The sequence below is a fragment of the Sporosarcina sp. ACRSM genome (assembly GCF_022346545.1).
Lineage (GTDB): Bacteria > Bacillota > Bacilli > Bacillales_A > Planococcaceae > Sporosarcina.
Window position 1 is genome coordinate 258,436 of sequence record NZ_JAKRNU010000001.1, and the last position, 12,115, is coordinate 270,550.

The 12,115-nt window shown below is 44.4% G+C and carries 12 protein-coding genes and 1 riboswitch; of the genes, 2 read left to right on the forward strand and 10 right to left on the reverse strand.

What is annotated here, in order from left to right; genetic code table 11:
* Positions 1-17: 17 nt before the first annotated feature.
* The 4 genes from MHZ95_RS01235 to prsW form a co-directional block, all read right to left on the reverse strand.
* Positions 18-659 (reverse strand): flagellar brake protein, encoded by a 642-nt coding sequence (locus MHZ95_RS01235; protein WP_239388641.1) that lies wholly within the window; start codon positions 657-659, stop codon positions 18-20.
* A gap of 81 nt (positions 660-740) precedes the next feature.
* Positions 741-2,027 (reverse strand): PepSY1/2 domain-containing protein, encoded by a 1,287-nt coding sequence (locus MHZ95_RS01240; protein WP_239388643.1) that lies wholly within the window; start codon positions 2,025-2,027, stop codon positions 741-743.
* Positions 2,028-2,121: 94 nt separating this feature from the next.
* Positions 2,122-2,913, reverse strand: coding sequence for a spore cortex-lytic enzyme (gene sleB, locus MHZ95_RS01245; protein WP_370642867.1), 792 nt, complete (start codon positions 2,911-2,913; stop codon positions 2,122-2,124).
* A 422-nt stretch (positions 2,914-3,335) separates the two neighbouring features.
* Positions 3,336-4,019, reverse strand: coding sequence for a glutamic-type intramembrane protease PrsW (gene prsW, locus MHZ95_RS01250; protein ID WP_239388645.1), 684 nt, complete (start codon positions 4,017-4,019; stop codon positions 3,336-3,338).
* A 63-nt stretch (positions 4,020-4,082) separates the two neighbouring features.
* On the opposite strand from prsW, the gene MHZ95_RS01255 reads away from it, so the two are divergent.
* Complete coding sequence (locus tag MHZ95_RS01255) at positions 4,083-5,024, forward strand: asparaginase (protein WP_239388647.1); 942 nt, start codon at positions 4,083-4,085, stop codon at positions 5,022-5,024.
* Positions 5,025-5,122: 98 nt separating this feature from the next.
* On the opposite strand, the gene MHZ95_RS01260 is transcribed toward MHZ95_RS01255, so the two are convergent.
* The 5 genes from MHZ95_RS01260 to MHZ95_RS01280 form a co-directional block, all read right to left on the reverse strand.
* Entirely contained in the window at positions 5,123-6,097 is a 975-nt protein-coding gene (locus MHZ95_RS01260; RefSeq protein WP_239388649.1) for a YpdA family putative bacillithiol disulfide reductase, read from the reverse strand.
* A 3-nt stretch (positions 6,098-6,100) separates the two neighbouring features.
* A complete protein-coding gene (locus MHZ95_RS01265; protein ID WP_239388651.1) occupies positions 6,101-6,838 on the reverse strand; it encodes a metallophosphoesterase in 738 nt (245 codons plus the stop codon).
* A 190-nt stretch (positions 6,839-7,028) separates the two neighbouring features.
* Positions 7,029-7,718, reverse strand: a complete 690-nt coding sequence (locus tag MHZ95_RS01270; RefSeq protein WP_239388653.1) for a LysM peptidoglycan-binding domain-containing protein — start codon at positions 7,716-7,718, stop codon at positions 7,029-7,031.
* A 379-nt stretch (positions 7,719-8,097) separates the two neighbouring features.
* Positions 8,098-9,573, reverse strand: coding sequence for a RecQ family ATP-dependent DNA helicase (locus MHZ95_RS01275; protein WP_239388655.1), 1,476 nt, complete (start codon positions 9,571-9,573; stop codon positions 8,098-8,100).
* On the reverse strand, positions 9,573-10,613 hold the full coding sequence (locus MHZ95_RS01280; protein ID WP_239388657.1) for a YpbB family protein: 1,041 nt from the start codon (positions 10,611-10,613) through the stop codon (positions 9,573-9,575). The genes MHZ95_RS01275 and MHZ95_RS01280 overlap by 1 nt, the downstream gene beginning before the upstream one ends.
* 108 nt (positions 10,614-10,721) lie before the next feature.
* Between MHZ95_RS01280 and MHZ95_RS01285 the strand changes: the two genes are divergently transcribed.
* Positions 10,722-10,973, forward strand: coding sequence for a ferredoxin (locus MHZ95_RS01285; protein WP_239388660.1), 252 nt, complete (start codon positions 10,722-10,724; stop codon positions 10,971-10,973).
* Positions 10,974-11,099: 126 nt separating this feature from the next.
* On the opposite strand, the gene MHZ95_RS01290 is transcribed toward MHZ95_RS01285, so the two are convergent.
* Positions 11,100-11,681: an ECF transporter S component gene (locus tag MHZ95_RS01290; RefSeq protein WP_239388662.1), complete on the reverse strand. Its 582-nt coding sequence runs from the start codon at positions 11,679-11,681 to the stop codon at positions 11,100-11,102.
* 213 nt (positions 11,682-11,894) lie between these two features.
* Positions 11,895-12,026: riboswitch (FMN riboswitch) on the reverse strand.
* Positions 12,027-12,115 lie beyond the last annotated feature (89 nt).

The window sequence follows — 12,115 nt, forward strand, 5'->3', positions numbered from 1 at the left end:
CCCAATTTGATCGAATCCTATTCCATGTTTCTTAACTGAAGCTGCCGTTCGAAACAGAATCGGATAATCGCCTGACGTTCACTTTGACCGATCTCTTCAAATTTCAAAGAGACGATACTCCGTCCATTTTTGTCCCACGTCCTGACGACCGACGCCTCCGCACGGACATATTTAATATCCTGATTGACAAATGGCAGGACGATGAGCAAGGTGAGGATCTCTCCCTGTTGAAAACTCTCTTTTTCCGATATCCGGATTGCAATGCCACCTGCACTCAGATCCTCGGCGACGTATTGTCTGTAGAGCCCTTCCCTTTGAATCGCCACATCAATTGCATATTCAACCCGTACAAATTCGCGTCTTTGAATTTTGATCAGCTGATCGTCACCTGGATATTTTAACTTCAGCATCGGTATGCCTTTGTTCAATCGACCGATTACTTCTGTCTTGAATGCATAAGATATTTTTTGGTTATCTGTAAAGGTGATATGCAGTTGGACGCCATCTAAAAAAAATGCCGTTCGTCCTGTCTCGATATGTGTCGGGTAATCGATCATGATAAAATCTCCACCCATGTCGACCACTTTACTTTTAAACTTTTCACTGTCTTTTGTAAAATCTTGATCGATCACAATAATTGTCCCTATCGAAAGTAACATATGAACACCCACCGTCTTTTTCACTACTTCTCTCATTATGTCATGAAAAAGTGGTTTTTCCAATGGTGTTTTTCAAAAGACTTATTGCAATCTTTCCGTTTTGATCACTTCGCCTGACTCCGTATCGACGATAACTACGTAAGTGCCGATTTCACCATGCTCTTCCTTCGTGACCGTCAAGTAGTAAGACAAACGCTGTTCAAGCCGGTCATTTTCCACATACGCCAGTTCTTCTTTGACGATATTGACATCCGAATGGAAGAATGTTTTCCAGTCAAACTCGCGAATCGGTTGTGCAGTCGTTTTTTCTTCGCGGATATATTCGGATGCGTCTAATCCGACGATTTCTCCCGTATCCTTCGCCACTTTTAGGTGGATGACATCAGAAAATACCTTTGCTTTGTATTCAGGTTCCGTGCGGACATAGACAAAATGCCAGGCTGTATGGTTTTCTCTCGATTCCTCATAGACGACATCTGTATAGCCTGCCTCCTTTAAAAAGGCCTCGGTTTTCTTTTTGATATCATCAAAAGGCAGACTTTCTTTGCCATAAGGTCTTTCCGCCAAATAGGAAAGGACGTGCCCACCTTTTTCCGTAATATCAATATAACCGACCGATTGATTTTCAGCGAAACGGATATGGTAAAACGGATAAGGTGCACCTGGTTTGCTCGTTTCTACACCGATGATTTCATTGGAGACACTAGGAAACAATTCTCTAAATCGCTTGATCGCTTCCTCACTTGTCACTTCCTGATCTTCCAAGTTCTTAAGGTCTCTCTTTTTCATCGCATCCGATTCACTTGCCGTCAATGGGAAATCACTTTCCGTATATTGCTTCACCATCGTTCCCATTCCAGCCCAATCATGATCGGATTTAGTCGCGTCTAAACGGCTTTGCCATTCATCCATCGACAAGCGGCCATTCACTAAACCGACTGTTGCCACTTCCCATTCTTCCGCTAAATTACGTAAGTTCTTGGATGCATTAGCCATTACTTTATGGTATTCGCTATGCTCTTTTGCTTGGTCCGCTTCCTTGGCGTAATTTCCAAGCCGCCCGAGATAGTTCATCCATGAGGTGCTGAAACTTTGGTCAAGGGGTAAGGATGCGACCGAATTTTTAATATCCGCACTTAGTCTCCAAATGTCTTCACGGGCTTTGGAAGACCCTTCTGCTTCATTGAACAATAATGTTTTCTGGACAGCTGTTTCCAATTCTTGGAGTTTCTTAGAGGCATCCGTCATATTGTTCGCGTATTGATTGCTAAGCGCAATCGAGAGTTTTTCATTGTCAACCGTTTTTCCGTAGGCAAAAATCGCTAATACCGCAAATGCATAGACAAGTACAAACAGCGTCTTTTTCATAATTCGGCAAAGTTTCTTCGAAATGATAATGATCCGAGAAATTTTGCCTATCCTCCTTCCATTGCCCATTCATCATTGGAAATGATGCTGGTCGTTAGATGCAAAAAATATGCATGCCGATTTTCTTAATTTGTTGACGGCTCCAAATCCATTTGCTCGTTGCCGTGACCGGATTGAAATAATAGATGGCATTTTCGGAAGGATCCCAACCGTTAATCGCATCAAGCACAGCCTGTTTCGCACGATCATTTGGCTCCAACCAAATCTGTCCATCCGCTACAGCGGTGAAGGCAAGCGGTTGGAAAATCACGCCTCCGACAGTATCTGGAAAGTCAGGATGTTCAAGCCGGTTTAAAATGACTGCTGCTACTGCGACTTGGCCTTCATACGGTTCTCCCCTCGCTTCTCCGTAAACCGCATTGGCCATCAGTCTAAGGTCCTGTTCCGAATATTCTCCCGGCAACTGGACGTTTTCTTTCTTACCGGACCCTTTTGAAACTTGTGATGACAAAGGTTTGTTGCCATATGTGGTAAACTTGTTTCCCTTGTTCAAGTTATCTTTGACAAATTTCTCATCGTATTCCGATGCATCAGCCAGCTTCTGTTTTGTTTTTGCTCCTGCAATCCCGTCTACCGGCAAGCCAAATTGCTCTTGGAAGTTACGCAGTGCCCAATAAGTGCCATAACCGAATTTCCCATCGATCGTTCCGGTATAATATCCGATGTATTGAAGCCTCGCCTGCAATTCAATTACATCATCACCGTAAGCGCCCCGTGCAATTTCTTGTGAACTGAACGCTCCACTTTTTATTGGTGAAGTGGCATAGGCACTCCCTAGAAGAAGAATGGCTGCCATCAAGCGAATCATCATTTTCTTCAACTTCATTCCTCCTTTTTCTACAGTTTGTCCTAAGTGATGAATTTTATCCCGCTTTAACGGGCAGTAAGACTCCCACCTCAAAACTTCAGTAAAACGTTAAGATGAGGTGGGAGATCAACTGCCAATCGAACAGCGAAGGGTTCGATTTGCCGTATTTCTGCGCTCTTTGCAGAAATTAAGGCACTTACAGGACGCCGCGAACTTAAGTCGCCTTCCTACAGCGGGTAGTTTGGACATCCGTTAAAGGAAGATAAAAGCCCGATTGGTTCGGGCCAACACGAAGTTGGTCACACAAGCGTTGTCACAGGACGTGACGCTTTTAGCTTGTGTTCCCCGCAATCAGTGGGGGATGAGGAAAACCCCCACTGATTGAAGTTTCACTTTATTATGTAAAAAAAAGAAAAGATCCGGCTTTCGCCGGATCGGATTTACTTTGTATTCGTGTGAGCTTTGCGTCTGAATTGCTGCATCGCAAACATATGTGCATATTTCACTCGCGTCAAGCCGAACCACCAAAGGAACAACATGAACGGAACGATTAGGTAAAGCCATAAATCAGATACTGTCAAAATGGCATTATAGATGAAGTGCAAGCCGTATGATGCAAGGAAGGCCAAAAATAAATAACGGTTAATATCCGCCTCTATGGCAAATTTCGCTTTACCGAAATAGTAGCCCATGACCACACCAAATAAGGCATGGCTCGAGACAGGCAATAAGGCGCGGAGAAAAGCCGTGTCCATACCGAAAGAAAGCAAATAAATGATATTTTCAACAGTCGCAAAACCGAGCGAGACACTGGCACCGTATAGAATCCCATCATAAGCATCCTCAAATTCGACATGACGATAAATGGCAATCAAAAGGATTAGCCATTTAAAAAATTCTTCGATGCCACTGGTGAAAATGACATTCCGTAAAAAGCTATTAGCAAACACATTTTCCTCTTCGAAAACATGCTGGATGAACAGGATCGGAAAAGTCATGATAGCCCCGTATAGAAATGTATGAAATAATGTACGTGACGGTTCTTTCGCAATCTGCTTCCGTAAATAGAAATAACTGAAAAGCGCCAATCCCGGGGCAATGGCTACGGTAAGCAAGATGAACATAGATGGCTCCCCCCATTCCGTCTCATTATAACATGAATTTCCTATTATATGGAGGTAACGTATATGAAGAAAAATATTTTAGTGATCCACACGGGCGGCACTATTTCCATGCAAGTGCATGCGGAAACAGGCGGTGTCGTCTTAAGCGACGCCAATCCGCTTCTGATGGAAATTGACAAAATTCAACAATTTGCTCATATTACCGAAGTGGAAGCCTTCAATTTACCATCACCTCATATGACTCCTCAAAAGATGCTTCAGCTTGTTTCAACAATAACCGAGCAGATGGCCAATCAGCCCTTTGATGGGATTGTCATTACCCATGGCACGGATACGCTAGAGGAAACGGCCTATTTCTTGGAGCTGGCTACGAATTATACCATTCCGATCGTCTTGACGGGTGCGATGCGATCGTCGAATGAGGTCGGATCGGATGGCGTTTATAACCTTATGGCGGCAGTCCGGGTCGCCAGTACAGATGAAGCTGGCGGGAAGGGAGTTCTTGTCGTCTTGAACGATGAAATCCATACGGCAACGAGTGTGACGAAAACACATAGCAGCAGCGTGTCGACTTTTCAAAGCCCGCAATATGGACCGATCGGCATCGTCACAAAATCCGCCGTCTATTTCCACCACGCACCTTTATCGCGCACTTACCTCCCGATCCAGTCGATTGATAAAAAAGTGGCCTTGTTCAAAACCTATGCAGGGATGGAAGGCGAACTACTTGACATGATTCCTACACTTGGCTATGACGGAGTCGTATTGGAAGGGTTTGGGCAAGGGAACGTCCCACCTACATTGGTGGCAAGTATTCAAAACCTGTTGGATAAAAAGATCCCGATCGTCCTCGTTTCACGCTGCTTTAATGGGGTCGCGGAAGCGAGCTATGCTTATGAAGGCGGCGGAAAAATGCTCCAAGAAATGGGTGTCCGCTTCGAACACGGGTTAAGCGGTCAAAAAGCCCGGATCAAACTTCTACTTGAACTTTGTGCACAGAAATAAGAGTTAGCTGTATCAAATGGACATTCGCAAAAAAGACTACCTTCCGAACAACAACAAACTGTTTGGTAGGTAGTCTTTTTCATAATGAGTGGGTATGATTAACGGCTTGTTACTTTTTGTTCCGTTATTGCACGGGCGATTTGCTCGCCGTGAAATCTGCCGTTTTCGATAAAAATCTGATTGGCGTTATTTCCCGCCGCAATGACTCCCGCGATATACAGCCCTTCCACGTTCGTCTCCATCGTTTCTTCATCAAAGGATGGCATACCGCTCGCCGCATCAATGTCGATGCCGATTTTCCGCAAGAAAGTATGATCTGGATGATAACCGATCATGGCGAAGACATCATCATTTTCAATTTCGAAAGTCTTTCCTTCTTTTTCAATGACGACGGTTTTTTCCGTAATCTTCTTCACAGTTGCGTTAAAATGCATATCGATCGCCCCGTTCCTGACAAGGCTATCAAAGCCCGGTAAAATCCACGGCTTCACACTCGGGGAGTAGTCCGCACCACGATAGACGACCGTAACGGACGCACCCGCACGTTCCAATTCCAGCGCAGCGTCCACGGCCGAGTTTTTCCCGCCAATTACGAGGACTTTTTTGCCGAAAAAGGGATGGGCTTCCTTGAAGTAATGATAGACATTCGGCAGCTCTGCCCCTTCCGCTTCCAGTTTGTTCGGATTATCGTAATAGCCCGTCGCGATGACTACATTCGTCGCGCTATATTCCGCTTTATCGGTGATGACCCGGAAGCCGCCGCTTTCTTTGACGACATTTTCCACCTTTTCAAAACGGTTGACTTGAATGTTCTTCATCTTCACCACTTCGCGATAATACACAAGGGCGTCATTGCGTTTCGGTTTTTCTTTTGCTGTGATGAAAGGAATATCCCCGATCGATAATTTTATACTGGAACTGAAAAACGTTTGATGCGTGGGATAATTGTAGATCGAATTGACAATATTCCCTTTTTCAATAACGACTACATTGCGTCCCATCTTTTGTATTTCGATAGCGGCGGAAAGTCCACAAGGCCCTCCGCCGACAATGATGACATCTGTTTGAACCATTTTCTACTTGCACTCCTTTGGTACCGTTTCCGTATAACGGATTGAAATGATATGACTTTCTGGCGCAGCACCGAACCGTAAGGGCAGGCTCGATGTCCCATATCCATTACTGATCAGCTTCGCGCTGCCTCCGTTGTCCCGGAAAGCCCCTTTCTCCGCTATGCCGAAACGGCCAAAGCGAATTTGTCCGCCATGTGTATGCCCGGCAAGCAAGAGACGCGGCTTATACAAGGGCTCGATTTTCCGGAACAAGGAAGGTGTATGCGTCACAACAATGACTCGCTTATACTTATCAATATAACGGAGAGTTGCGGCAATATCGACATTTCGGCTTGACGGGTCATCAGTTCCACAAATCCCCCATGTAGGATGGCCGGGAATCGCGGTATTTTCATTATCTAAAATTTTCCCGCCATGCCGTGCAAGAATCGCTCTTATTTCTTGTTCCCCAACTTCACGGTCATTATTTCCCCATACATAATAGATTGGACCAAGGAGGGATAAATTCCGGACATTCCGATCGATTTTTGAAAGCGGTACTCCTCGCTCGGCAAGATCTCCACCAATTATGACCAAGTCGATTGCTAATCCATTCCGGATTTTCTCTAACAGTTTTTCATCAATCTTACGATGGTGGATGTCAGATATAAAAAACACATTGAGTTGTTTTTCATTCTTCCCCTCTTGACGATCATCAATTTCATGCGTGATGACATTCCGTTGCCGCGCATAAACAAACATAAAACCAAGCAACCCGATTAGAATCGAAGATGCTATTCCTACTATTTTCGTTAACGTAACGAAACCCACCTTCCATTGAACGATAGCATTGAGCGTCTGTGGCGCCTGAAGTCTAAGCAGAACAAACATAGTCTAGACGAGAAAAAGGCAAAGCAAGCTACTTTGCCCTTTTACAAGGTTGTGTCATCCATTAAGGGATCGTCAACTTCTGTCCCACTCTGATTTCATTCGAAGCCAGCCCATTCGCTCGTCTGATCTTTTCAACATCTGCCTCTGAACCAGAGCCATAATGTTTCAAGGCAATCCGATACAGATTTTCACCGTTGGCCACAATATGCGTTTTGGCAGACGTTTTTGGCTCGGTTTTGACTTCCGGCTTCTTATCAGGTGTCGGATTGACATTCACTACCGGTTTCTTTTCAACTTTCGCTTCAGGTTTCTCTTCTACTTTCGGCGCGGTCGTTTTATCCTGATCCTGCTTGGCAACCGTCCCTGTTTCAACCTTATTGGCACCCTTGTCTGTATCCTTGTTTGATTCTTTGCTCGCTTCATCTTCTTTTTTCACTGAAGCGGCATCCGACTTTTCGTTGTCATTCTTATTGTTGATTTCGTAAATGGACCCGGAGTTTTCGACCTTTGCCTTTGTACTATCTTCCGGTAAATAGAAGTCTGAAAGAAAGTAAACTAAGATGAGGACTGGAATAAGTGTGAATAGACCAAGAATCACATTGATCAATAGATGGCCCGATTTCTTTTTGGGTTTGCGGCCTTTCCTATGCAATTCGGCACGAGATGGAAGGTTGCCGGCATCGTGACCATCGTCTAAACTGATTTCCTTCCGATGTTCTTCGAATTCAGATTTATAATCATCCTTTTTCATCGCTACATTCTCCTATCACATCGTGCTGTCCTTTTATTATGACGAATTTTGTCTTAAAAATCAAATACGCCTTTGTCTATCAATCACGCCTCGGCGTGATTGCGTCCAGATTTTGAATTGAGCACAGCTCAATTAACTCCTATCAAAATCTGTGACATCCGCGGGCCTACAGGATGTAGGTCATGCAGTCGTTGCGACAGGACGTCGCGCACTTAGACTGCCTCCCATTATTCGTTCAGCAGGCGTTTGAATCCCCACTGAACAGTGAAACAAAACCGCATTCATCTCACTACCTACACGGGTGGGAGTCTTCTGCTGAATGAAGATAATTCAGGTTCTCTTTCTAGTCTTTTCACCTATCCGCTCGCTGCTGGCATTGCTATTTTTGACCGGTTCCAGCCTCTTTCCAATCGATCTGTCTCACTAGTAGAAGATTTAGCCTCTCTTCCCAGCTCATCAGCGTTTTAGTGGAGTTGGGCATTACAAGGCTTTTCTCCAATAACGGTTGCGCATGATCGCAATTCGAACAGCAAAATTCCGGTTGCCATGTCTTCCTTTCCCCAAAATACGCTAGCAATTGTTCACGGACGCATTGTTCGGTATGGACAATCCGGACCATCTGCTCCAATTGGCGCTCTTTATCGCGAATTAATTCACGCATTTGTGCAATGACTTCCTTGAGTGACATCCGCTCTCGATAATAGTCTATGATACGCTTTCCCGTTTCGCTTATCCGGGCCCATTCTGCCGCTTCGTCCGCTTGCTTATTTTCTCCCAGTAACTTTTCATAGTATCGGATTTCTTCTTCTTGAGGAATATCGTCCTGCATGATGAAACGCGTTTTAGGTATATCTTCGGGTGCGTGCAATAATGTGACGACAGACTGTTTTCCATCTCGCCCGGCCCTTCCCACTTCCTGTACATAGCCTGCGATCGTGGCTGGTATATGCTCATGAATCACTTGACGGATATCATCTTTATGTATACCCATTCCGAATGCATTTGTAGCACAAATCCAACTCAGTTCTCCGTTGATGAATTGCTCTTGGATGAACGCCCGGTCTTCCTGGCCTTTTCCTGCATGATAGGCAGCTGCAGCAATCCCGGATTCTTGTAAAACTCCGGCCAGCGTATCGGCCCGTTTGCGTGATGAGACATAGATGATTCCCGGACCCGTCGTCGACAAGAGCCTCGTTTTGATCCATTCTGTTTTCTCAGCATCATTATCGACTTGAAGCATGTTATAGGAAATATTCGGCCGATCTACGGATTCCCGATGGATAACAGGCGAAGTCAGTTGCAAATAGGAACGGATATCGTTCGTCACTTTATCGTCCGCTGTCGCCGTCAACGCAAGTATTACCGGTCGTTTCAATCCTTGAAAAAAGGTCCCGATCCGCAAATAATCCGGGCGAAAATCGAATCCCCATTGCGAAACACAATGGGCTTCATCCACGACGATCAGTGCCAAATCGATCGCGCGTAACTGTTGTAACACCTGGTGTCGCCCCAACATTTCCGGGGAGATAAATATGAATTTGTATTTCGCCAAATCACCGATCATCCGGTTTTTCTCCCTATGGGTAAGAAATGAATTCAAGGCGACGACTCTTTTTTCACCGTTTTTTTTCATGATGGCCACTTGATCTTCCATAAGGGCAACAAGCGGCGATACGATCAACACCGTACCGCTTAACAAATAGGCAGGCAGTTGGTAGCATAAGGATTTTCCCATTCCTGTCGGCAAGATAGCAATCGTATCATTTCCTGCGAGAACATGGCTTATAACCGCTTCCTGCCCCGGTCTGAACTGTTCAAAACCGAATTGGTCTTTTAATACTTTGTATAGATCCATCAAGCATTTCCTCCTGTCCGCGCCCCAAGAATAAGCCGAAGTTGAAAATAAGACAATGCATTGAATTCGGATTTAAGGATCCGCAGCCTCCTTGTCCCTAGTTCATTCACTTTCGCGATTACGTCGGTTGCATATTCTTCTGACACAAATTGTGAGAGCGGGAATTGTGGATCATTGATGGCCATTTCCACGAAATGGTCTTCGATTGTACTGCGCTTCAAGTTACGGGCTGCCGCTATCTCCTCCAATGACATTCCGCGTTCAAACAGCTGTTTCGTCTTCATGGAAGATTCCGTCAAATAGCTCGTTACTTTAATGTTTGCGGCAACTTTCCGTAAAAAAGGAAAATCATCGGACGTATGAACGACCGTCAGTAACCTATGTAAACTTTCTATAAATAGTAGACGTATGTCAAACGAATTTCGTTTCAACTGATCGGCCAACTGATCCCATGTCCATCCCGTCATCCGAAAACCGCTTAAGCGGTGTGTCAAAATCGTTTTTTGCAGTTCGTCCATGCCGCTTTGCCGGATACTCCGTTTCAATTCATCGGCAATACTTTGCGCAAATTGTGGTTCACTGATCGGTTGCTTCACAAGAAGTGTCTTCACAAAATCTTGAATGGCCTGTTCCTTTTGAATAGGCATAAAGGATCTTTCACCAGCTCCCATATTGGAAACGGTTTGGACAATGAGCGACAACCGTTCAAAAAACACCCATTCTCTTCCTCTATAATCCCAACCATTAAATTGATAGGATGGGCATTGACCTACTCGCATTCTTCCTTTTTCTGTAACAAATGCAAGTGCATCATCATTTTTCGCTAGATATCCCGCTTGTTCCAATTGTTGAGCCGCCTCTTCAAATTGTTCCATCGATAATTTGGGCAAAATCCCGAAAAACGACTTGACGCCATAATATTCGACATCTTGCAATGTTTGGCCTGAACGCTTTCCACGAAGCAAATGGTAACCCGCGTAAATCGTACGTTCCCCATCCATTTTATTGACGATTGTTAAAAGTATTGTAGAAAGATCCATCAGGCAATCCCCCGTTTACTAGATGTTTTTGTTGAAAGTTACGGATAATATCATTAGAATGGAGTATGAAGTAAATTGTTTGCACGGAGAAAAGAGGAGAGAAAGAGTATGCCTAAATATACAATCGTCGACCAAGATACATGTATCGCTTGCGGAGCATGCGGTGCAGCTGCCCCGGATATCTATGATTACGACGACGAAGGAATCGCTTATGTTATTTTAGATGATAACATGGGTAACACGGAAGTTCCAGAAGAACTCATGGAAGACCTTGAAGATGCATTCGACGGATGCCCAACCGATTCGATTAAAATCGCGGATGCCCCATTTGAAGGCGACCCGCTAAAATACGAAGATTGACTTTGAAAGACGCAACGTCTTAAAGTCTAAATGATAAGAGTGACCGTTCCGACGATGTGGGGCGGTTTTTCTTATTGAAAAAAAGCGCATATACCGTTTTGTTTCCGGTAACATGCGCTTCTATATTTAAGCCATCAATTGTGTGCGTTGTCGTGTAATCCATTTTTTCATGCTGTTGAATAGCAACATTGTAATAATCATCAGCATGATTCCTTTGATCAAGTTAAAAGGTAACACACCCAAAACAAGATATGTTGTTAATTCACTGCCTGAGTATGCAGGGAAATTCATAAAGTAGGTGTACATCGGTAAAAATACGAAATAGTTCAATACGGTCATGCCGACAGCCATTGCAGTTGTTCCTGCAACCAGCCCCATTGTCAGCCCTTTAGCTGTCTGGAATTTATTGAAGATGAAATAGATTGGCATGATGAATAGAACACCTGTTACAAAGTTCGCGATTTCGCCTACTGGAACGCCAGTCGGGCTTCCAGACATGAACCAATGCATCAGGTTCTTGATGAGTTCGACGCCCATTCCCGCAACGGGTCCCATTGTCATGACAGCCAATACTGCCGGAACTTCCCCAAAATCGATTTTCAGGAAACCTGGTAGTGCCGGTAACGGAAAATTGAACTGCATCAGCACAGTACCAATACTTCCAAGGATCGCGATGAGGATCATCCTCCGCAATTTGTTGTTCTGCATTTGTTCCTCTCTCCTTTTGCGATTCACTTCACAAAGAGGAAAGGCCGTTCCGTCATCATGTGTCTAACAAAAAATCCCCAAAGCTGAACTAGCTTCGGGGAAAGAAAGGTATCTTTAAAAAAATGTACTAAAAAAGAGATGAAAATCTCTGTTTTAATCCACATTTAAATAAGCACTCTTTTTTCGTAAGGAACACAAAAAAGACGGCCGTACCTTCACCTTCTCCCATCCAGACTATACTGTCGGCTCCGGAATCTCACCGGAATCAGCTGTTAAGCTCGCGGGCTAGGAAAAACTTCTTCCATTTCCGCCGGTCGGGAATCTCACCCTGCCCCGAAGATGAATCAATATTTTGTTTTATTCTACTACAATTCGATTATATACGAAAAGAAGTGTCTTGTAAACAAGATTGTTTACAAGACACTTCTTTCGTC